Annotated in this window: 32 protein-coding genes; 4 read left to right on the forward strand and 28 right to left on the reverse strand. The window is 37.2% G+C overall.

Annotated features, from left to right (window positions below; genetic code table 11):
• The 17 genes from EVU92_RS21655 to EVU92_RS20985 all read right to left on the reverse strand — a co-directional run bounded on the left by EVU92_RS21655 (position 1) and on the right by EVU92_RS20985 (position 13,670).
• A complete protein-coding gene (locus EVU92_RS21655; protein WP_168990054.1) occupies positions 1-171 on the reverse strand; it encodes a hypothetical protein in 171 nt (56 codons plus the stop codon).
• A 137-nt stretch (positions 172-308) separates the two neighbouring features.
• Positions 309-800 (reverse strand): hypothetical protein, encoded by a 492-nt coding sequence (locus EVU92_RS20920; RefSeq protein WP_130053109.1) that lies wholly within the window; start codon positions 798-800, stop codon positions 309-311.
• Positions 791-1,579 carry a hypothetical protein gene (locus EVU92_RS20925; protein ID WP_130053110.1) on the reverse strand — a complete coding sequence of 263 codons (789 nt, stop codon included), beginning with the start codon at positions 1,577-1,579 and terminating at the stop codon, positions 791-793. The genes EVU92_RS20920 and EVU92_RS20925 overlap by 10 nt, the downstream gene beginning before the upstream one ends.
• Positions 1,560-1,952 carry a hypothetical protein gene (locus tag EVU92_RS20930; RefSeq protein ID WP_130053111.1) on the reverse strand — a complete coding sequence of 131 codons (393 nt, stop codon included), beginning with the start codon at positions 1,950-1,952 and terminating at the stop codon, positions 1,560-1,562. Before EVU92_RS20930 ends, EVU92_RS20925 begins: the two co-directional genes overlap by 20 nt.
• A 79-nt stretch (positions 1,953-2,031) precedes the next feature.
• Positions 2,032-2,451 (reverse strand): hypothetical protein, encoded by a 420-nt coding sequence (locus EVU92_RS20935; RefSeq protein WP_130053112.1) that lies wholly within the window; start codon positions 2,449-2,451, stop codon positions 2,032-2,034.
• Positions 2,452-2,868: 417 nt separating this feature from the next.
• A complete protein-coding gene (locus EVU92_RS21660) occupies positions 2,869-3,027 on the reverse strand; it encodes a hypothetical protein (protein WP_168990055.1) in 159 nt (52 codons plus the stop codon).
• A gap of 95 nt (positions 3,028-3,122) precedes the next feature.
• Complete coding sequence (locus tag EVU92_RS20940) at positions 3,123-6,416, reverse strand: UvrD-helicase domain-containing protein (RefSeq protein ID WP_130053113.1); 3,294 nt, start codon at positions 6,414-6,416, stop codon at positions 3,123-3,125.
• Between the two features lie 219 nt (positions 6,417-6,635).
• Positions 6,636-7,259: a hypothetical protein gene (locus tag EVU92_RS20945; protein WP_130053114.1), complete on the reverse strand. Its 624-nt coding sequence runs from the start codon at positions 7,257-7,259 to the stop codon at positions 6,636-6,638.
• 72 nt (positions 7,260-7,331) lie between these two features.
• Positions 7,332-7,538, reverse strand: a complete 207-nt coding sequence (locus EVU92_RS20950; protein WP_130053115.1) for a hypothetical protein — start codon at positions 7,536-7,538, stop codon at positions 7,332-7,334.
• A 17-nt stretch (positions 7,539-7,555) separates the two neighbouring features.
• The gene (locus tag EVU92_RS20955) at positions 7,556-7,792 is read right to left on the reverse strand and encodes a hypothetical protein (protein WP_130053116.1); all 237 of its coding nucleotides are present in this window, start codon (positions 7,790-7,792) and stop codon (positions 7,556-7,558) included.
• Positions 7,793-7,990: 198 nt separating this feature from the next.
• Positions 7,991-9,310, reverse strand: a complete 1,320-nt coding sequence (locus EVU92_RS20960) for a hypothetical protein (RefSeq protein ID WP_130053117.1) — start codon at positions 9,308-9,310, stop codon at positions 7,991-7,993.
• 26 nt (positions 9,311-9,336) lie between these two features.
• The gene (locus tag EVU92_RS20965; RefSeq protein ID WP_130053118.1) at positions 9,337-10,959 is read right to left on the reverse strand and encodes a hypothetical protein; all 1,623 of its coding nucleotides are present in this window, start codon (positions 10,957-10,959) and stop codon (positions 9,337-9,339) included.
• 45 nt (positions 10,960-11,004) lie between these two features.
• The gene (locus EVU92_RS20970) at positions 11,005-11,949 is read right to left on the reverse strand and encodes a hypothetical protein (protein WP_130053119.1); all 945 of its coding nucleotides are present in this window, start codon (positions 11,947-11,949) and stop codon (positions 11,005-11,007) included.
• A gap of 79 nt (positions 11,950-12,028) precedes the next feature.
• Positions 12,029-12,469, reverse strand: coding sequence for a hypothetical protein (locus EVU92_RS20975; protein WP_130053120.1), 441 nt, complete (start codon positions 12,467-12,469; stop codon positions 12,029-12,031).
• Between the two features lie 246 nt (positions 12,470-12,715).
• Complete coding sequence (locus EVU92_RS20980; protein ID WP_130053121.1) at positions 12,716-12,925, reverse strand: hypothetical protein; 210 nt, start codon at positions 12,923-12,925, stop codon at positions 12,716-12,718.
• Between the two features lie 70 nt (positions 12,926-12,995).
• Entirely contained in the window at positions 12,996-13,157 is a 162-nt protein-coding gene (locus EVU92_RS21665) for a hypothetical protein (protein ID WP_168990056.1), read from the reverse strand.
• 27 nt (positions 13,158-13,184) lie between these two features.
• Positions 13,185-13,670: a hypothetical protein gene (locus EVU92_RS20985; RefSeq protein WP_130053122.1), complete on the reverse strand. Its 486-nt coding sequence runs from the start codon at positions 13,668-13,670 to the stop codon at positions 13,185-13,187.
• Between the two features lie 75 nt (positions 13,671-13,745).
• Here EVU92_RS20985 and EVU92_RS20990 point away from each other — a divergent pair, with 75 nt between their 5' ends.
• From EVU92_RS20990 to EVU92_RS21005, 4 genes are all read left to right on the forward strand, one after another.
• Positions 13,746-15,848: an ATP-dependent helicase gene (locus tag EVU92_RS20990; protein WP_130053123.1), complete on the forward strand. Its 2,103-nt coding sequence runs from the start codon at positions 13,746-13,748 to the stop codon at positions 15,846-15,848.
• The gene (locus EVU92_RS20995; protein WP_130053124.1) at positions 15,845-16,180 is read left to right on the forward strand and encodes a hypothetical protein; all 336 of its coding nucleotides are present in this window, start codon (positions 15,845-15,847) and stop codon (positions 16,178-16,180) included. Before EVU92_RS20990 ends, EVU92_RS20995 begins: the two co-directional genes overlap by 4 nt.
• An 11-nt stretch (positions 16,181-16,191) precedes the next feature.
• Positions 16,192-16,494 (forward strand): hypothetical protein, encoded by a 303-nt coding sequence (locus EVU92_RS21000; protein WP_130053125.1) that lies wholly within the window; start codon positions 16,192-16,194, stop codon positions 16,492-16,494.
• A gap of 331 nt (positions 16,495-16,825) precedes the next feature.
• Entirely contained in the window at positions 16,826-17,155 is a 330-nt protein-coding gene (locus EVU92_RS21005; protein ID WP_130053126.1) for a hypothetical protein, read from the forward strand.
• Here EVU92_RS21005 and EVU92_RS21010 read toward each other — a convergent pair.
• The 11 genes from EVU92_RS21010 to EVU92_RS21060 all read right to left on the reverse strand — a co-directional run bounded on the left by EVU92_RS21010 (position 17,145) and on the right by EVU92_RS21060 (position 21,854).
• Complete coding sequence (locus EVU92_RS21010) at positions 17,145-17,552, reverse strand: hypothetical protein (protein ID WP_130053127.1); 408 nt, start codon at positions 17,550-17,552, stop codon at positions 17,145-17,147. The two genes, EVU92_RS21005 and EVU92_RS21010, sit on opposite strands and share 11 nt — an antisense overlap.
• A gap of 21 nt (positions 17,553-17,573) precedes the next feature.
• Positions 17,574-18,125, reverse strand: a complete 552-nt coding sequence (locus EVU92_RS21015; RefSeq protein WP_130053128.1) for a hypothetical protein — start codon at positions 18,123-18,125, stop codon at positions 17,574-17,576.
• A 13-nt stretch (positions 18,126-18,138) separates the two neighbouring features.
• Positions 18,139-18,513 carry a GntR family transcriptional regulator gene (locus EVU92_RS21020; protein WP_130053129.1) on the reverse strand — a complete coding sequence of 125 codons (375 nt, stop codon included), beginning with the start codon at positions 18,511-18,513 and terminating at the stop codon, positions 18,139-18,141.
• 213 nt (positions 18,514-18,726) lie between these two features.
• The gene (locus tag EVU92_RS21025) at positions 18,727-18,924 is read right to left on the reverse strand and encodes a hypothetical protein (RefSeq protein ID WP_130053130.1); all 198 of its coding nucleotides are present in this window, start codon (positions 18,922-18,924) and stop codon (positions 18,727-18,729) included.
• Between the two features lie 57 nt (positions 18,925-18,981).
• On the reverse strand, positions 18,982-19,275 hold the full coding sequence (locus EVU92_RS21030) for a hypothetical protein (protein WP_130053131.1): 294 nt from the start codon (positions 19,273-19,275) through the stop codon (positions 18,982-18,984).
• 25 nt (positions 19,276-19,300) lie between these two features.
• On the reverse strand, positions 19,301-19,624 hold the full coding sequence (locus tag EVU92_RS21035) for a hypothetical protein (protein ID WP_130053132.1): 324 nt from the start codon (positions 19,622-19,624) through the stop codon (positions 19,301-19,303).
• Between the two features lie 32 nt (positions 19,625-19,656).
• Positions 19,657-20,040: a hypothetical protein gene (locus tag EVU92_RS21040; protein ID WP_130053133.1), complete on the reverse strand. Its 384-nt coding sequence runs from the start codon at positions 20,038-20,040 to the stop codon at positions 19,657-19,659.
• A gap of 22 nt (positions 20,041-20,062) precedes the next feature.
• Entirely contained in the window at positions 20,063-20,332 is a 270-nt protein-coding gene (locus EVU92_RS21045) for a hypothetical protein (RefSeq protein WP_130053134.1), read from the reverse strand.
• Positions 20,333-20,359: 27 nt separating this feature from the next.
• Positions 20,360-20,644, reverse strand: a complete 285-nt coding sequence (locus tag EVU92_RS21050) for a hypothetical protein (RefSeq protein ID WP_130053135.1) — start codon at positions 20,642-20,644, stop codon at positions 20,360-20,362.
• Between the two features lie 137 nt (positions 20,645-20,781).
• Positions 20,782-21,336: a hypothetical protein gene (locus tag EVU92_RS21055; RefSeq protein WP_130053136.1), complete on the reverse strand. Its 555-nt coding sequence runs from the start codon at positions 21,334-21,336 to the stop codon at positions 20,782-20,784.
• Positions 21,333-21,854 carry a hypothetical protein gene (locus EVU92_RS21060; protein ID WP_130053137.1) on the reverse strand — a complete coding sequence of 174 codons (522 nt, stop codon included), beginning with the start codon at positions 21,852-21,854 and terminating at the stop codon, positions 21,333-21,335. The genes EVU92_RS21055 and EVU92_RS21060 overlap by 4 nt, the downstream gene beginning before the upstream one ends.
• Positions 21,855-21,878: the final 24 nt, after the last annotated feature.

The raw sequence follows: 21,878 nt of genomic DNA on the forward strand, positions 1-21,878 counted from the left end.
TCACCCTATCAAGCCATCTAATTGCTCGGTATTTAAGTGCTCAATAGAGCTTTTCATATGACTTAATAATTCATTTAATGAAGCTTTAGCTCCTTCAATACTCGCAATTTTTGTTGCTAAGGCCATCAACATGAAATCACTATCAGCTTTAACTTGCTCTATGTAACTCATTACCTGCCTTTCTTGTATGTCATTATCCGCACTTAACAAATATATATGATTCTGTTGCTGGTTATTCTTCACCAGTAAAAATGCAACAAATAACGCTTTTAGACTCTCCATTATAATTTACTCAATTTAAATAATTATTAATTACACATTTCATCTATTTTTTGTGATGAAATAGCCCAAATTCCTAAGCCTTTGCACATCGCTTCTTTTTGCATAAGGATCAGATGTTTGCTTCTTGATTGTTTGTAATCGAACTGATACCAACCATTTTTAATCATGTAATAACTCAAGTTTTCACCATTAACAAACACATCACCTTGAAAAACTTCATCTTGATAGTTATAGCTATGAAGGTTTATTTTCACTGAGCTTTTACTTAACAGCTCATTCAGTCGAGAGCAGTCTTTTAACTTTGAAGTACTGCAACGTGCATTTTTTGCAAGGCCAAAATCAACATTATCAATCAGTACTGTTAGAGCACCATTAGTAATCTCATTTCGTTCTGTTATTGTTACTCTAAGAGAAGATGGTGTTATAACCTCAACATCATCTGCCTCAATTGTATTAAAAAATAGATTGGCGTTGCTTGATGCACTCACAAGCACAATTGCAGCAAGTATTATTCGCATGTTGCCATTTCTCCATTTCCATCCTTACGCGCCCACACATCAACGCTGCTAGCTTTTTTATTCTTGATATCAGCTTGAGTTTTTTTATCTAAAAATGAAAGAAACTCCACACCAGCAAGGGACTCAATACAGTCAATAGAAGTTATTAAATTGCTTGGGGTTGTGTTCACATCAGTTGAAAGTGGCAATAGAAATGCTATAGAGAGTTGGTATTGTGGCTGGTAATATACTCTATATACGGAACTGGGCTCACCATTAGTATTGATAAGTCCGTACATGGCAACAACATCACCTTTATCATCAAACATTTTACGTTCAATTTTATCTACATTGAACGATGCAGCGTTGTAGGCGCCACGCCAAATATGTTTTTCAATTGGAAATGCGTTTGCAACGGTAAATGCTTTAACCGATTGGTTTCTTGTAGTTAAGAATAGGTAAGGCGCCACTAAATAGCCAACGTCTAGACCAAGTCTTAAATACGTTCTTGGATCAGTTTGTTGCTGAATAGGTAAATCACTTATAGCAGAATAAACACCTTGGTTTCTGATGTATTCCGAATAAGGCCTCTTTAAAACGTTGTACACCGCTAATAACGGCCTTTGAGCAGCTATATCATAACCAAAAAATGTACCTGTTTCGCTTTGACAAGAGAAATGAGCCCTTTTCTCCGTGGTAACGTATTTCTCTAACTCTATACAGTGCCCACCAGCCATCACGCTGGATGATGCAAGTGATAGAGCTATCAAGGCAATATATTTACAACACATCTTCGTCATAAAAAGGCTTACCATGCAACAATGTATTTTCGCTGGCATATATTGCAGCGTGATCATCTAGGCCTTTTATGGCATCCATTCTTAAGTGGCTTAATTCAATTAAAGGCCAGCCTAAATCATGCGACACCAGCATAATTTCAACATCCTGAAAGCTACTAAATTGGTCTCGTATTTCACCAAAATAACTCGGTAACGTCCCACACTGCTCGAAGGCGTCAACTCTCACATTATCTGAAGCTAGCTCATCCTTTAAGTAATCAATAACTAACTGATTTGCACTGCTTACATTGATTGCAAAGTATGATGCATTTGATTCAGCCAAATGTTTCTCAACTTCTGATTTAAGTGCTACTTTTTCTAAATTTGTATCCATTAAAAATTCCCTACTACCTTTGTTTTAAAATTATCACACTGCCTTCGGTCACTCTTTAAAAAAGTGAATATTTAGCAAATTAGCTTCTAGCGGCTACTCTTGCAGTCGCAAAATCCTGGTATATCGGCCCAAAGCGCCAATCATACTTTATGTAAAATTGTTCATAGAATGCTGTAGAAAATATCTCTTGGGCATTTTCAATGATTGGCCTAGAAACATGGTCTAGCTGGCGAGTGGTAGAAGAGCGAAGCATACCGATAGCGCCTTGCTCTATCGGAGTTAACGTAATCAAGTTGCCATCAATCATGATCGTTTCATTTTTCGCATTGCTATCATAAATAACAAAAGCAGGTTTAGTTACTACGCTTGTTTGGGTTATTGTTCGTGCAAATAACTTTTCTAAGCTTGTTATCACGGACAAGGAGAAACTTGCTTGTTGTTTTAGATCGCCTAATACTCCGTATGCTTCATTGTCTTTTACATATTTTTTAAGTGTCATTTCATTAATCTCTCAATAATACCAGTACTACTAGATGTACCAGAACAGCCAGCAATGGGAGCCCTAGCACTACTTTTAGCGCCGTGTGTTTTTTTGTCCAAAACCCAATAAGAAATATCAGAATTATGGATAGAAAAAGTAATATCATCACCCTAGCTCACCTACTTTCTCTTTAGAAACTCTGGCTTGTCGTTGAATTCAATTTTTTCCGCTCTACGGTTACCTTTCCCAAATCACAGCTAAACTCATAATCATCGTTAAGTGATTGGGCCATATAACATAGTGCTTGGCTTATAATTACTGCTGTTTCTTCTGCCCCCACATTCTTTATGGATTCATCTATGTGTTCATCTAGCATAATTCACCTGTAATTACTTGTTCATGTTATTCGGTAAGCTGAATGATTTTGCAGTCATTCTATGCACCCCAAGTCAGCGATACAGCGCTACCTTTATCTGGGTAGACACTTAAACCAATGTCATTTACGTTTTCGACTTTTCCTTTGATAATTGCTGCATTCACATCCACAGACTTGATTTCAACAATTGCTATGCGCTTTCCTATTAACCATTTCATGAGGTAGCCTTTTAATTTTTTATTGTTCTCACCAGCAAGTGAATTTTCCTGGGTTGGTGTTACTATTAATTTCTAGATACATTGAACCGTGCGGATTAACCGCACTGCTCTAACTGTTTACTTTTAGTGAAGTATACAAGCTGCGTTGCCTGATTAGCCCCACTTAACTCTTGATAAGCTTTGCTATAAAGATCAAGTGTCAATTTATGCTTTGCTTTCTGAGAGTCAATGTAAGTTTCATCATTTTGGTCAGTTGGTTTTTTGGAACTTTCCCAATCAATAACATGCGCTACACCACTGTCGTTAACAAACGCTTTATCAATGATGATATTCTTAAGCTCTCGATTTTTCTTAATCGTGATAGCTATTTCGTTATGGTCAAGTTCGTGACTGCTGTTCAACGAACGAAAAACATCACATATCAGTAGTTCTTTTATTTCGTTTTTGATGTTAATTACAGAGCGTATGAGCTCACTGTTTGGTAGCGAGTGCTGTTTTAGCGATGCCATAATGACCATGGCGTATTCATCCACTTTTCTAGCATTCCAATTATCAATTCCATCTTTACCTATTTGCTCTATCACTTGTTGAAGCACTGCCTGCTCACAGCGTAAAAGCTTACTTTCATATTCAATGCCATTTGGTAATGACTGTGTGCGTTGTTGTCCTCTGTATGCTGCTAATGTATTTCGTTGTGGCAATTGCACATCTAATTGGACATCAATAACTTTTCGTACTGGCTGTATAGCGCTATTACAGGCTTTACTGGTTCCGGTATCATGTAAATTAATTTCTGAATAAAATGTAGAGCCAATGGTTGAAAATAACGAGTTTTTAGCCGGTGCACTAATTTCACCATTTTTACATGAGGCTTTACCTGTCAGGAATGCCTGTTTAACTGCTCTAGTCACTGCTACATACATCAGCCTAACAAGCTCATGCTGCTCCTTGATAGTGTTCAACTTATTTAGATAGTTATGATAAGTGATATCTACGCCTTTAATCCCAATAGCCTCACTGCAGGCCAACACACCTAAATCTCTATTCTCCACTTTGCCCCATGAAAATAAGCGGCTAGGTGTATTTGGTCCGCGCTTATGCATGCCTGGAATGAACACATAATCAAACTCCAAACCTTTAGAACCATGAATTGTCATTAACTCTATCTGCTTACCGCTACCTACAAACGCTTTTGGTTTTGAATACAGGTTGTCTAATTGCCTTTCTAACCAGCTCAAAGATAAGTCATAACTTTGCATGCCTATAAATACATCGAAGAATATAGCTACATTATCTGTATCAGTGGTGGTTTCCGCCAATGATGGGCCGTTCAGTTTTAGCCAAAGTCCTTCTAATACAAGTCCGAAGTTTTTGTTTCGCTTGGCATCCAACGCAAAGTTTATCTCCTTCATGCAGTTACAGAAACGGGTTAAGCTATCACCCACCAAAATCTCATCAACCTTATCGTCATTAATGGCTAAATACGGATCTTCATCAATTTTGAAGATTGCCTCAATTTCATCTAATGACAAACCCACCAGCCCACTATTTAGAACGGTTAACCAAGCTAGTTTATCGAGGTCATCAATTAATATTCTCGCCAATGCTATTGCTGTGATGCACAGAGGTTCTTTGTTTATTTTATTAACGTTTACAGCTTTTGCCTGTAAGTTTTGGGACTCAAGCTCAGCAAGGACAGGTTTAAGTGCTGAACGAGTGCGACCAAGGATAGCAATGGTTGCATTGGGTTCCTTGTTTTGAATGGCCTTTACTTGCTCTGCAATAAACGCAGCTTCATTTTCACCGTCATCATCATTTAAGAAGCCATGGACCTCAACTGCATTTTGTTCATTGGTACCTAGCTTGATGGCTTCACTTTTAGTGTATTTACATGCTGCATTTAATAAGTCATTATTTTTTGGGAAAGCCGTTTCAAAAACACTGTTTACCCACTCAACAACACCACTAACTGAACGGAAGTTTGTTTCAAGTTGCAGGTTATTTAGAGCGACATTACCAATACCGTATTGAGCTTTCATAAAAATATTCACATTGGCATTACGGAACCCATAAAGCGATTGCATAGGGTCACCCACGATGAATAGGGTATTACCATCGTTTTCTGACCAGCTTTCAATTAAGAGTTCGAGCATCACGAGCTGCGTATCGTTAGAGTCCTGAAACTCATCAACTAAAATGTGGTTTATTGTTTGGCTTTTATTGATGGCCGACTCTGTGCTTACCCCGCTTTCAGAGTTCAAAGCGCGTACCGCCCCCATAGCGACTTCAGTAAAATCAACTTCGCCAGCACTTTGAAAGGTTAGCGCCAGCTTTGCCAAAGCTAAAGGCATCACATTAAACGTTGCTTCTAGTAAAGCCCACTCGGTTTCTTTAAATTCCGGTCTTGGTATTGCAGCTAGCTTAGCTAAGTCGTTGCCACAAATGTTCGCCAGCTCCTTCAGTTCAGATGTTAACTTGTCTTTCTCTGATTTTGACAGCTCAGCGGGTATACCGTCATTTTTTGTGAAACGTTTCTTTGGTGCCCCTGCAGCTGTCAGTAAGAGCTTTGTAATCGCCTTAAATGTGTCTGTATTAGTAAGAAGATCATTATCGAATCCATTTTCACAGAACGTAGATAGGTTACAGACAGAGTTATTGAGTAATCTGAATGTTGAGCGTAATTTCGGCTCATAGCTTTTAACCGAGTCAAAAAACTCCTGTGATGTGTGAACAATAAAACTTGCTCGTTTTGATTCTAATGCTTCTCTGACCTGCGTTTTTTGCATGAACAAGACCGGAATCCAGCGCTCTCTAGTTTCTAGCATTTCTATTAGCAATTTTTCAACGCGATTTACTTTATTACCAAAGTGAGCAATCAGGTTTCTTATTGCAGAACCATATTTATCATCGGTGTGAAGGTAAAGTAATTCAGTTACCGCTTGTTCATATAAAAGATGCGGATCGTTACTTACATTTCGAGTGGCCAGCGTTCCTTCGTGCTCCCCAGCGGTTTGCATTAATATTTTTTTACAGAAGCTGTCTATTGTGCTTATTTGAAGCATGTTGATGTTTTCTTCAATACACCAACCTCTTTTAGCTGAGTTTTTTAATGCGGCTAGCGAAAGTTCAATGTTTTCTTTCTCAAAGTCATTACATGGCTTGTAGCCTGACTTAGCTCGATTTAATGATAACAGGATACGTTCGGCCATTTCTTTGGCCGCTTTGTTCGTAAATGTCATCGCTTGAATTTCCCGCGGGTGAGACACAACGCTTAAAAGTTTTAGGTAGTAATTGGTAAGAAGGCCTGTTTTGCCAGAACCAGCCGGTGCTTTGATAATTTTGCTTTCTAAATTGAGTGCGTCTTTACGCGCCTGACTGTCAACTAACATTGGAACCTCTATACAATCAATAATCTGTTTATTGATTTAAGGTACCATTAGAAAAAAACATTTCAGGGAAAGACCCTGTAACATTAACGGTATGATTTATTGGAGGTATTTTATATATTTGGGGCTAGCGCATTATTTACTATAGAGAGAATATGGAAAGTGCCAAATTCTCTCTATGGTAGGTATCTTAATTCTCCCTAATGTTTTCGTGGGAGTTAGCTAACGTCCTAAGAATCGAAAGATGTTTCTTATAAAGCCGGATTTATTTTGGCTGCTTCCTGACACTTTATTAAGTGTATTTTCAATTTCAGCTGGGTTGAATGGTTTGTATTCTAAACGTGTATTTTCCGAAATTGACTTGTACATTTTTAGCGCTCTATTGATGTAAATAATTTTTTCATCACCTTCGAGACTTTCAGGTGTAAGCAAAATATAAACAATACCTTTCCCTGCTAATTTAGGGGTGTAAAAATCCCAGAATTGATCGCAATCTTTATCAAATGGGTACTTTGGTGAATAAACGACAATTGGCACAACATCTTTCCCACCTTTCAGTGGTAGGTGGTTAGCACTTAATACGACTTTTGAGTTACCATCACGCCAATCAATAGAGAATGATTCGACTTTATCCATATCGCTTTGTGTTAACTCAACTTCATGAACCCCCTGCTTTAACATAAAAGCGACAATGAATTTATCCATACCAAAGAATATAGATGAGTCTCCTTTTGATACTACTTGAGACTTTTCACCGTCGATTACTGGCACAGTCGTGTTACCACTTAAAAGATCTTCCCCATGAAATATAAAATCGCTAGTCTCAAGGCGGGCATGGTTTGACATCAATTTATCCTAAAAAAATAAGTTTCAAATTTTATCTTGGTATTAGTTTGCACAGTAACATAATTACGGTTGCTATTTGGATTTGAGCTCAATTTCCTTCAACACTTTTTGTTTTTTTAATTGTTCCCGCTCTGCACCTACCGCATGCACAATACGTGATTCTAACCCTGTTATCTCTTGCTTTAAACGCTTCGAGTCTGGATTTTTATCCTCTTTAGCTTTGATAACTTTATTTAGCGCTGCAACTCTCGCGCAGTGCCCAGCTTCATGACTATTCATTCATATCTCCTGTTATATTAGTGGCACATCTGCGCTATGAAGTCTTTTATTAACTGGTTAAAATCACTCCCAGCCTTAACGTCTTCGCCACGTATGACTTGATTAAAACTCAATTCTAAATACGCGGCCAACTCATTATCAATTCCGTCAATCACGGTGCTGGCAAAACTTATAAATTGCTCAGCATTGAGTTCAATACCTCTCATTTTTGCAGCAGCTAAGTGTAAATTAGTAAAATCAACATCTAGTTCCATACTAACTCTCCCATTTTGTGTAAGTAATATCGCAGGATTGGCAATTCGCCAACGTCAATGAATTTGGTGTGTTAACCAAAGTGTATTAAAACTAGCGATTAATGAAATATCACTGATAAAGTTTATATTACAGTATTAGGTTTTCCTTTTGCTCAAACAGCTAAGTGCCTGTATACATAATCGACTCAAGCATCATGCTCAATCAAATATAATTTTACCTTCATAATGCTTTTTTAGTTTCTTCAGTAAACTGGAGTGCTTCAATATGTGCAAACTTGTACTCAGATTTTGTATGTAATTTGCTTTTTCCAAAACGAACTTTAGAGCTGAATAAGCATCATTAGTATCATTTTGAGCAATCAAGAAAGCATTCATCTCCCTTTCGAAAAGCCAGTCGTAATCTTCACAATAGTTATTGTAATGAGCCAAATAAAACAAGGCTGAAAAATCAGCTTGAGCTTCGACACTTAATTTCGCGTGAACCTCCTTTACAACTTCCGCTTTTCGAGCAAGCCTTTCGTAAAGCTCACTCGCTTTAACACCCTTTAACCCGACTATATTGGTTATAGGGTTATCATAATCGTATTCTAGGCGTTTTCGCATGGCATCAGGATGAAATAGCAGCCATGCATCTAGGAAAATTTGGAAATTATCAAATGTAGCAGCCTTAAGTTCGAAGTGAATGCCAATATTATATGCGAATGATCGATGCGTTTTTATAATGTTGATGACATTGTTAAACTCTGAATTACTTATTTTAAAACTTTCCTTAATGCTTGCTTTCGCCTCTTTAAAAATAGGCTCCTTCCAGCTTTGAAATGAAGGAAGTGACTCAGATATCGTGGATATTTGAGCTCTAGACAGAGTTTTTGTGAAAGTGCCGCAGTCGTACTCTTCCTCCAGCTCTTTTAACAAGTAATTGAGCTCACCCAGAATAGTGCGTAACTCCCCTATACGCATCGTTAAGTTGAGTACATTAATTATCGGAGTTTTTACCAAGTGCTTTTCAGACTCTGTGCTGTACGGGTACCGAAATGTTTGTCCTGTTGGATCTATTTCGCTTATATCTTCAATAAACTCTTTCAGCTGCTCACTAATTACCCCTAACCGGCTGTCTCTTTCTTGAGAATTAATCAACCACCACTCCCATAGTTTCACTATGCTATGAGTATCCTCCATATTCTTTTGGGTCAGTGTTTGCTGCGTTCCATTCTTAGGGCAGATTTTAAAAAGATAATCACTTCTGATTTTACGAAGGTGCTTGATAAAGTGCATTAACCATAGCTCGATGCTGTGACGCAAATTAAATCCAATTGGGTAAATAAATTCATCAACACTATAATGAGGGTAATTCTCTACAACCATCTCACCCAGTTTGTATGCTGCGTCTAGAAAACCATCTGCGTAATAAGGTAAGTCTGGCGCACCGTTATTACCCACACACGCATTAAAATGGCTATACCCTTCAAGACCTTTGAATGTTTTATTGAACTTATGTCCATTTTCATTCATTTCCATGCGGTTATTGCTCTCACTAAAATGACCTAGTCATATATGATATTTGGCTTTGCAGACACCGCAAGCTCTTTACTCATGGCTGTGTATATCACTAGTTTATGAACACTTTCTTTATCATGACTAATCAAGTGGTCTAGCTTTTTGAATAAATCACGTACTGGCTTTTTTTGGGCTAATATGGGTGACATTAAGGAGTGAGAATGTCCTTTTGCTAGATAGCCTTGTCCATCAAATACAACCATATTGCCCTGGGCCCTGACTGTAATAATGTATTCATGGTTATTCACTTTTATTTGAAAAGGAATAAATATTAATACGGACTCACCGCTGTTAATGCCCGACACTGTAGGGAACCGTAATGTAACATCCGTTGGATTAAAAATTATATCAAGTATAGTTTTTAGCTTGCGTCTCTTTTGGAATAGAAACATTGGATCTATAGGTGATGACTTGTTTATCTTTAATAACTTCAATAATTGCTCATAAGTATCGAGCATTTGCAGTACTTCATAAACTTCTTTTAAGTGCACACCAGACGCTCTTTCGGTGCAACGGTTGCACTCACCGTTATCTAATGATTTAAACCCATACAATAATTCATCTCCACTAAACATGTATGAGGCCATTTCCATTTGATACCTTAACTCATCAAGTGTCATTTGTGTTGTGAGCAATTTGTGCAGATTAAATGAAATCTCCAATGAACATTTCGGTTTTTCGGAAATTATCAACTTAAAAAATTCACTATCGAACGCAAAAACACCAAATTGTGTAGATTGCGAAGATATTCTTAATTTCCCATTCAACGTGAGTGGCAGGGTATCATCGCTTTTCCGTATGAATAAAACTTCATCATCAGGAATGTTATTTGTGAAAACACTTATTGATTCAGCGTATTCGTTGCTCAACAATTCAACTTTTAAAGGTTTAAATGGAAAAGGTAGTGGGGTATCAAAACGAATGTTATTAAACTGCTCTACTGTTACTTCTACGCTATTCTTTAAACCGAGTTCAACTTCAAGTAGCTCTCTTTCAGACAAGGTACCAATCACCTCAATAGCGCCATCAAGATATCCTACCGACTTGGTAAAACTTTGTTTTTCCTCAACATATTTTTTGGGGGAGTGACCTACAATATCTATTAATACATTTTTCAAATTATCAGATAACCCGACTTTTTTTGCGTTGCAAATGTGAGGGTTGATCCTCATGGTAGATTTATGAAGTGGTGTGTTGCGGGCTTGCGCTAGTCTTATCTTTTTTAGGCCTAACTCAATCAGTTCAAAGCCTAAATGGACTACATACAATTCTTCATTGGTGGTTTGCGCAAAAATAACAAAGCAAGGTGAGCTTGAAGATATCATATGTTGAATATTAGATAGCTTAATATCTCTGCCTTTATAGTTGTCGTAATCCTGTGTAAACTCTTTAACCTGCACATAAGCATTATAGTTACTCTCATGCTCATCCATGAAAATGGGAGTTAAATTAGAGGAAAACTGAAAATGTAAATCCCAGCCAAATTGGTCCTGCTTTGGAGGTGTGGCTAAGATACCGCTTTTACTTGATAGATAACTCACTAATTCTTCACCAGGATTCCCTTGAAATTTCATTCCCACCTCTTTTCTTATACTTTTGGTAATTGCCATAGCTACTAGCTTAACTAGTTGCGTTTTTTACACAGAACAACATTGCTAGAGCTTGAAATATTTCGCACTATCGATAATTGCTTTTATATCTTTATCTGGATACATAGAATTGCCATGAGGAGTGATACACAAGTAATTATATTCATTAGTGTTTGACTTTTCACTGATCAACCAAGGGCCTGTTACCTTACCCTTATCTAATGGGCTCTTTTTACAAACAGCCTGATCAGTTTCCTTAAACAAGTCATTGCTTATCTTTACGGCTTCATTATTAGCTGATTCAGCTTGTTGTATTGGATCACTATCACTTTTCAGCCTAACCTCCGCCTCTGCTATTTTTTTATTTTTTAAACTCTCAAATTCCGGCCCTTTGTAAATTGAACTTCGACCGTATTGAGAGGAAAATGGGAAGAGCTCTATGTGATTATAATAAAATCCTTTTAATACTGGACCTTTAAAAGGGGTGTTTTCGTGCTTTGAGTACGGATTGCCTTTAACTTTATCTATTACCGAGCCAGTATTAACCTGTAGGTAAGGGTGGGGGAAACTACCGGCTATGCCATAATGCATGTGTAACAAGTTTAATAAGTGAACTTGACAGCACAAATAGTCGCCTACATGTTCATACTGTTGTTTGAGGAACATTACAGCAGTGTCTTTCTTTGTGTTTTGGAGCCAATCTTTTCTAAAAGGCGATGAATTCCCCGAATCTAATAATAACCCTTCTTTAATTTCTGCTGTTAAGGGCTTCGTTAAGTCGTGTGCTAAGATCTTATCAATTAAGGTTATCGGACGCTTCAGAAATGCTTTGATAGCCTTATTTTGAGTATCACTAAGTTTCGCGAGTGATTGAGTATGAGTTTCACTTTTTGGTAGTAAATCTAGTTTTTGAAAGGCCATTGAAGCCATTATTTGGTCAGAGCTACTAAGCTCATTAATAGTCACTTCCCCTGATTCTATTCGCGTCAATAGTTCTAATTTTTTTTTCATCCTTAAAAATTCCTTGAAAGTTAATTGTTTGATTTGCTCCGCAGGTTCGACAATGCTTTTAAATGGCTACATTTGAATATTAGAGTTCATATTCAAATGTAGCCCCTGCTGGGTAGTTTAATTGACTGCTGCTAAGCCCTTCAAACCTTTTTAGATAGTCACGATTTGAAAATCGTAAAATTGGACTTATGGACTTGATTATATTTAATAACTCTTTTTTTCTATATTCAGGAGTCTTAAGCAAGTACAAGTAAACCATCCGACTCTCTATCACCTCACCACACAGATGATCATTAAGGCCATATAGAGAGTTAAGAGCATCATCAACCTCTGCGTGCGTATGTTCACCTAAAAACATATAAAGCGCATTACTGACTTCATATTCGAGCAAGCAAATTAAGGCATGATTTTCTTTATTCAACCGATAACCAAGGCTGTTCCTAAGAGCTGTCAACCCTGCGATTAAAGTAACCCAATCAACAGCGCGACTCTTCTCTTCAAAATAACGTGATAGCGTCATACACATGCCGTTGTCATAACAAGAGTGCGACTCAATTGCGGTTCTGGTTAACAGCCTTTCTACCTTATTGATTGTTAGTGAGTCACCTTTAATTACAACCCCTCCCCCCAATTTAGTTGGGGTTAACGACAAATACATAAGCCTTTCACCTATTTATCAGTTTTTACTATATCTAGCTGTATTTACCTACTTAAAGTATTGAGGTGATTATGCCGAACTTTGGACAGCTCAAAATACTGCCACATATCAGTCATCTGAAAGATCTTTTACGGTGAATTCAACATTTAAGTCTCTGCACGCTTCTTGAAACTCAATTGCATCACCATACGTTCTAAATTCGTACTCGCTATCACCGCAAGAAACAGCCAAGCTATCCTCTATGATACTACTAAGACGTTGCCATACAGCGCCATAAGGAACCTTCACAACTTTAACTCTTATATATGTTTTCGACATAGTCTCTCTACTTTTCTTTTTTCAATCTAGATTTAAATTACTCAGTCATGAATTACTGAATGTTTATAAATTAAAGTCCTTTATCTTTGGTTTCGTAAACTTGGATTAGCTCACCATTTTCACCTTTTGGTTTATATGATACAGCATTCTTGTCTTCAACCTCATCAGCTGTGCCAGAACCACCAATCAGAGAAGCAAAAGCCTTGAGAGCAAGGGATAGTAACTTTTTCACTATTTCAACACCTTCTTTAATGCACTATTAGATATCATTGTTGATATTAAAAATAACCTCTTTATCTAGATCAATGACGCCGACTCCATTAACAAGAAACCTTCCCTCATCGCAAGTAATTATGTCATAACTCCTCGTATCTCTCTCGGAAAGCGCCTTGAATACAACGTTTTTAAGCCTTTTCATAAACCAATACCCATTAATTGAGTTGGTTCGTGTAATAACCTCAAAAACGTTGTTTGCTTTTATGTCTGCCACGTAAGTGTAGATACCTTTATCAAACAATGTTCTAGCAATGCTGCACTTATCCTTTAAAAAGTCATGCTTACTCACCTCAGTGAAAGTATCTCTAATATGTAATTCATGTTGGCGAGAATTAGAGTACGCTTTGACGATGCTTTCATCTAGAGGCCGGTTACTACTAAGCAAACGTTTTTTTAAATCTACATGTGTAAGATCACGATGATTTAAGTGGTAAAGCTGAAATGTTTGCATATTTTTATAAATATTCACTTATTTATTGATTGAATCAGCATAACAATATTAACTCCAAGCAAGATATTTAAATTTTAAGAAATAATCACAAAAATGGCATTTCAACTTGCTGAAGAACAAAATTCTATTGTGCTTGCTCCGGTAGGCTGGAATATAAAAGTGATCGCGGTACCTGGTTCGGGCAAGTCAACTGTGCTTGTCTACCGTGTTGGTCATTTGCTTCAGTCTGGTATTGACGCTGACAGAATTTTAGTTGTGATGTTTAACGACTCTGCAGCTGTGAATTTCAAAAATGACCTAGAGCAACTTGAATACATGCACCTGCCTGAAGTTAGAACATATCACTCTTACGCAAAAAAAATTGGATTCCTTCTGGAAAAGTCAGGGGTTATTCCGGCACAAAATTTCATGCCAGAAAGCTACAAATACAAACGATTCTACAAAGAATGTCTATCGCAATTTATACCCACCCACTTGCATAAAAAAATGCAGGTTACCAGTTCTGTGACCGTAAGTGCGTTCACTAAATTTAATGAATTATGCAAATCTTCTCTACTAGAACCAGAGGTTGTATTTAGTCAGTTTCATTACTCTGAGCAGCTATTTCCATTTATCGAAGCATATCGCCAAAGCGAACAGAAGAGAAAGGCCGAAAACATTCAATTTTTCCCCGATCTTATTTATGACATCGTTATGCTACATAGGGAGCATCCCGACTTGTTGCGCAGATTTATAAATAAGTATGACGTTGTGATGGTTGATGAATATCAAGATGCTAACGCGGCAAGCCACACTCTCGTTAAAATAATTTCTGGAACCAAAGCGTGCGTTAACGTTGTAGGTGATGATGATCAAACTATTTATGATTTCACAGGTGCAAGCCCTCGATTCTTGAAAGATGAAATTGATCGTGATTTTAATGATGTAAAACTTTTCAAGCTGTCAAAGACATATCGTTATGGCCATACAGCAGCGCTTGTTGCTAATAATATTATTCATAACAATAGTGACCGAATTGATAAAATTTGTATTTCTGGTCGTAACGATCTAAACACCAACTTTTCAATTGCTCATTATGATGACTTACATGCTGATATTAAACAAAGCGACCTAATTGATAACATAAAGCAATTTCTCCTTGATGGGGGTACTTACAGTGACATTGCTATACTAATTCGTAGTTATAGTAGTACCTTTACCTTGGAGCTTGCACTTTTACGTTCAGGCTTCCCTTACTTTATTAGTAAAGACAGTAAAACCATACTCGATTCACTAAATACGGCATTTTTAAGCGATATGCTGGTGCTTTTATCTGAGAACTCTTCGAAAGCTGAGAAAAGTGGGGCGCTACAAAGGTTCTTAGTTTCATTTTTGTGGGGTGTAGATGGTTCTAAATTGTCACATGCAATAGAAATGATTTTCTTAGGTGACGCTGATAAGTCCATATCCGCGTTTACCAAGTCATATTCAACCTCACTATCACAGTATGAGTTCGACATAATTACAAGACGTATTAAAGCGGTCCACATAGTTTTAAAATCAAGAAATAAAGAAACTGGCTATCTGTTGCAGAGACTATTTAAAGAAGCGCGGTTCGAGTCCTTTTTTAACAAAAAAAGAAACGGTCATGTCGAGCTCAAAAAGCTCACTTTACTGTTAGATTTCTATGCGTCACTCGATGACAACATCGATGTTGCTCTTGGGATTATCAATGAATTAAAAGAGTTAACAACGCAGTCCACTGATGCTAATGCTATTCAATTTTGTACTTTGCATAAAAGCAAGGGGCTTGCATGGCCTTACGTGATTATGGCTCATTGTGAAGAAGGCGTCTGTCCCTCGATTGATTGCGGTACAGATCCATATCAAATTGAAGTTGAACGGCGCTTATTTTACGTAGGCATGACTCGGGTTCGTAAGAAGCTCACTCTTCATTTACCAAGAGATAAAAAACTAACTAGAAGTTTAAATGCATATTCTGGTTCCATGGAAAAGGTTGACTATTTCCGACCTAATTTAGCGTCTCGCTTTGTCTATGAAAGCAACCTCTTATCTGCAGTGCAAATTGGCTTTGAGCTGTATAAGCAAGTAAATCGCTCAAACATATTTTCAAGTGATAATAGGCGGCTTTATAACTGTTACTTAGAAGCGGTTGGGGTTGATTATCGTATCAGTGGCCTGGGAGGGGAAGTGTGAAGAACGAAAAAATTAAAGAGTTATTTATAGACTCAGGAATACACAAGCGCTGGCACTTTACAAAGTATGGCTATTATAAGCTATTTGGCTCTGAACGGTTTTTGTTCGCTCACTTATTACAGCTTGTAGCAACCATAGCTGTAGTATTCTCTATTTTTTCGCTGGGTGTCGGTGTTTATTCTGAAGTGGCAGGGTTTCAGGCTCGCGTGCTCTTTGGCTTTACTGTCGCCTCATTATGTCAGTCAATTTCAGAATTGATAGTCGGTAATTTTGTGTTATTCGGTAAGCTCATATTAGCTTTCCTTGTTTTTATTTACATTTTATATCTTTAACGGAGAACGTTATGTTAAAAAATCTTGATAGTACTGTTGTGTCATTTAAATGTGGCGATATACAAAAATCAATTTCACTAAAGGGTATATTTATATTATTGCTAGGTTTCGGTCTTGCATCAGCGTTGGTTTCTGCAATTTTCGGAGTTTTTTTAAATGGGATTCTAAACATTCTTGCAATTTTAATTAGCCCGCTCGCAGTCGCATATTTAGTAACCGAATTTAAAGAGCCTGTTGTTGAGTTTGTATTAGATAAAGCTTGCATTTCCGGTGTGCCTGACAATGAAGCAAGTAAAGGTGAGAAAGAAAAGTAATAAATTTCACGGTTTTGTGGTTTTATTTTAAATATGGTCGCACTTTAGGCGTTATTGGCTATAAAACGCGGACAAAAATACTACTTTGTTATCAAAAAACCGCAAAACCGTAGAAAATACTATCATTTATTTTTACTTTTAATTTATCTCATGTAAAATCGACTTTGTTCATGTTTTATTCAGGTATTGAACTCATAACCTGAATAATGTTGTCGCTTATTATTTTGTTCGAAACTAGGATTCGCTATGTGTTTAGACTGCATTATTATCAATAATTTTACCTTGCGGTGGGGTTACTCTTCTCTTTCTAATATTGATAGCGAGGTTTAATATGAGCTCTGCAAAAGGAAAGCGATACGTTTGCATTGATGGTGTTAATTACGCAGTTCATGAGCACATTAAATATACAATGATTTGCAAGCGGGGATTTTTGTTCGGTAAAAACAGAAAGCCTGAGCCTGTACTTGAAGGCAAGCATCGCGATTGGACTTCAGAAAAAGAGACTATTCAAGCCCTCTCTGATAAGTTTAAGACGCCATGGCCACTAAAACTACGCGATGGGTGCGCCGACTGGGATAAAATGGTGTTTGAAACATCTGACACGCTAATAAACCCCGATCTTCCTCTAGTCGATTGCACGATTACTTCGACTAACAAGTAGTTAAATCAACGCTGAAGCGTGCTACAGGCACGCCTTCAAAATCAAGGTATTTGTATTCTATCTCTATGTTGTTCTCTATAAAGTAAGTGTGCGACTCATCTTTGCATAGATTACTCGTTATCACCTGTTGTGTTTTTTCCTTAAACACCCCCCTATCTTCAACTTTCCCATTCAATTGCATGATGTAAATCAGTTTTGCGGCCTCTTGTTCCACCAGCATTAGCTTGCTGTTGTCATCAATGCGTTTGGGGGTGTGTTTATTGATTTCTTCTACAACAAGCTTCAGTTCACTTTCTATAGCGTCAGTCTCCTCTGTGCTCGCTGATATCAGTGATGAATAAAGGGCCAGTGTCATGAGCGCTTTTCTAGCGAACTTGTCTTTTTTACTAAGCTGCACAAAATATTCCTACGTTAACTATTAATGTAAAACACCATGTTTTAAATCAGTGTTTGGGTGTAATCTATCAAGCGTTTCAACACACCAAGTTCTTCGTGTTTTATCTTCTTCTAGTAAACCTATTTGTAAGATTGTTTTGCTAGTATCATTAGTATCTTCAGTCTTAGCTAAAGACAGCCCTTCTTTGCCAAATATTGCTGGTAATGCCATTGAAGATGAATACTGATTAATGATTTTATGATGCTGATTGCTTGATTGAAAATTTAAGTTTTGTTTATGGAAAACTTTTAAAGGCTCTTCTCCTTGAAAGTTAATTTCATATTGCATATGCAAAGTTATTACACCTTCAGTATCTACAAGTTTCGAAATTTCCATGTGTAATGATTTTTTAAATTGGGCCTTTAAATAATTTTTATTTGGTAGTCGAACAAACTTATCAAATAAACTTGGAATATCAATTTCCTGTCCATTCTCTACCCACATTTTTGTTAACTTGATGGCGTTTTTATCACGTAAATCAAGATCGTAAGGAACATAAATTGTCGGCTCAAAATATAAGTATTTTTCAATCATGCTCTTTCCAATATCAACTTTTAACAAGCTCAATAATATGTTTTTCAAAAGAGCGTTTAAATACTGTCGATTTCCCGTGGTGAACATCTAAATAACCAAAAAGTTTTAAATGCGGGTAGTATTCACGAATAGTAGACCTTTCGTAGCCAAGAGCTTCAGCTACGTTTCTATCAGGGGCTAACTTATCACCAACTGAATAATTATCATTGATATAAACTATCAACTCCTTTAAAACCTGATTTTTATTTATTTGTGTTTTTAATTCTTCAAAAACATTAACACCTAAAACTGAAGCACTTAGTAAGCTTGGGTTACCTATGAACAGCGTTTCAATTTCTTCTATAGTCTTACCTGAATACTTTGATAATAATTCCAGTTGTTCTTTCATTTTTTTGATCCAATATCGTTATTTAATTTTTGCTTGAAGCTTTGGCTCAACCTTTGTTAATGCGTTAAGTAACCGGTGTGCTGTTTTTTCTGAAAGTTAATGCGTCATGATCAGCTCTTCACCATATTCATCTGTATGACCAACAAACAATGCAGCTGCACCATTACTTTTCCGCTCAAATCGTGGTATCTGTTTACCCATACTGTAATCCAACTACGAATATTCCTTTAATTCGTTAACAGCTTCTTTTGCTGCTGACCTGACAGAGAACTCGTTTTGTTGAAACTCGTTATCTAAATCACCACCAAGCCCCTCACACCACGTTTGATATTCTTCTTGTGCAACATCATCAGTAAAGCCACTAGCTAAAAAAATGGACTTCCAGTGTGTATATAGGTACTCAAGAGCCATACTAAATCCCTCGCCTACATTGCAATTATCTAATTACTATTTTATTTTCACCAAAATTCATTCAACTACAACTATTTCATTCGTTGGTTTTATTTTTGATATATCTTTCTCAAAAACAAATTGCTCAAGATCGTATTCATTACATAAAGGCCCAGCAGAATGTCCTTCAGGAAATATCTGACCTTTTTCTGAATAAAGGTAAGATACAACAGGAGTAAGCCCTTTTTGTATAACTTCATAGACTACCCATGCACCATGTAACTCATGGTTTATTTCATTTGTAATCTTGATCTTATTTCCGATTTTTATCGGATTAGAATAACTATCTGACAACCCTGTTAATTTAGTCATAATTCCAACCCTTCGATTAATACATTTAAACGCTTTTTAAATGCGGTGGTTGTGGCTTCTCAGAGACAACTGCATGACCAAATGTGGTCATAAACGGTATACCGGCATCTTTCAAAGCAGTTGCCGTAATGAATTTCCCATTATTCATGATAGGAAGCTCAAAATGCCCATTATCTTCTGACCAAAACATACCAGAAACAGGATGCAGTAAATCCATACTCACTTCACCGTCAGGGTAAACAATAAACTCCAGTTGCCACCCTTTTGGTATCTCTGGCCATTCGAAGCTTTCACTCACAACACTAGCTAGCTTTTGTTTAACTTCACTTAAAATCAATGGAGCTGTCATATTATCCCTTTTTCAATATCGTTAAGCACTACTCATGTAACATCTTTTCTCGATAACCCGATAGCTCCCAAGGCATCATCCAATGGTAAACTAGCCTTAACCTGACGTTCTGGCTTCACCCCCAAATCTTTAGCTGTTAGCACATGGATTAACTTATCGTCCTCAAAAACACCTATTCCCAATTGACATGAATCAGGCCATGTTTTTTTTGCTTCGTACTTACGCACCTTCATAGCTAATGAACCTTTGCTGGCTCTGTAGCCTCTCAATAGGTGCGAGTCTTCTATCTCCCACTGATTTGATTGATAGCTTATAACAGTATGTAGCGTTGGCTTAGGATTTAATTTTGGATTGGTCAGCTTATACAGCTTAGTTAAATCGTCTTCATTTAATAATCTACGTTCATATCCTGCCATAAATGTCCCGAGTTAAAAATTTTTAAAAGCCAGATTTCCAATTATGCGCAACGAGCAGGGAATTCTTTGCCGCATTCCGTACACTCTTGTTAAATGAAGCACCAGAAATAACATTATCATCTGCCACACGGACAAGTGCTTCACAGTAGGGACACTCACACTCAAAATGCTTTACTTCGTTTGCCGTAACTTCTTTGCTTCCTTTATCTGCAGCCATACAAACTACTCCAATGGTTTCAATAAGTTCAAACTGAGCTTTAGTAACCCACCCCATAGAACCATCAGTTTTCATCGTTTCATGCCTCACCTACCACCTAAATTAGTTTTGACAACGTGCAAAAGGTAGATTAGCTCTAACACTTTCCCAGCCTTTTATATTTAATTTTTGAGCCGTTTCATCTAGCTTTGCAACCAGAACTTCTATCAGCTCCGCTGAGTCAATATGGCTGCTATTCAAATTCAAAGAGCAGTATAAAAACTCAAGGGCAAACGTTATGCCTGTGCATTCGTCAGTGTCACGTTCGAAGTACAATGTGAATTCATTAAAAGCTATTAAATCTCGCACCGCTTTTTCAAGTACCTTTACAGGTATTTCAGTTACCATATCATTCCTCTGCTATTGCTATTTTATTTGGGTAATACCTATTCAACACATACCCAGTTTAGAGACTTGCTATTTAATTGCAGAAAAAGTGCCATGCGCATTAAAGCTTGGTCTTGTTCGTAGAGTTATGGTGTTAATTATAGATCCTGGAGCTCTTGCTTTTTAACATTGAACCAATCGCACAATGATTTACATTGCTTTTTTTCTTTGAATAGCTTTTTTAATGCTTCTAAGTGTGCCGCACAATACGTATTGTATTGCGTCCTATCTGCGCCTAGTTTTTGGGCCTGCTTGTCTGTTTTGCTTAAAAGGTATTTATTGGTGATTGGCATTTCATCGACTGCACTTTTAAGTAATAGCTTCACCCACTCGTTATTTCGCCTATTTCTCAGTGATGTTTCTAATACTTCGAGCTCATGTAGAATAGCGCTATGTAATTCTATGTCATTGCAAATGATGGCGTTATAGATTATCAGAGGTAGCTCATTATCAATAATCTTCAACAGCTTTCTTTGCGTATATTCGCCTACTACATGAGGGAGCAATGCATTACCGTTGAGACTTAATACATTTACAGGTTGCTTACTCGCCAGTAAAAATGTATCGACTATGCAAAGCAATATCAGCGTTCGTTTTTGGTCTGATTTTTGTAGCCTATCTACTGCGCGAATCTTCAGGTGTTTTTTTATCATCTTGATTTTCCCTTACCTGCAATTTGACTAATTTGTTTGTTTCTTAATATATCCTCTTCTTTCAACACGTTATTTCGTAGGTCTTCTTTAAGCGTCTTTAGCGTCATTGCCGTTCTTGGCTTCATTCCCTTATTACCAACGAAAAAAACCAACCCTTCATTGATATAATTGTAATTGTAATCAACTATTTCACCGGCTCTATTCCAGAACAGTGGTTCGCTATCAAGTAAAATTGGCGTGCCATCATGAAATACAAACTGCGAGCGGTAGTTGATGTACACCTTTTTCAATGACTCTTCGTATTTTGGGAAGACTTCAATACTAAATGCTGTAACAGGCTCACCGCTGTATGTGACTACTTGCCAAAGTTTGTCTTTGTCTTCGAATACCACCATTGGTAATGTTTTACGCGGATCAATGACGTTTGCTTTTTCTTGGGTTAAGTAAAAGGCCATAATGATTGCACTGAGTGCAGCCACTAAAATCGCCGTATCTCTTAGTGATAGTTTGAATTTCAATTTAGACCTCTGCTATCTGTTGTT

Source organism: Pseudoalteromonas sp. MEBiC 03485 (assembly GCF_004195145.1).
In the GTDB taxonomy this organism is placed as follows: Bacteria; Pseudomonadota; Gammaproteobacteria; order Enterobacterales; family Alteromonadaceae; genus Pseudoalteromonas; species Pseudoalteromonas apostichopi.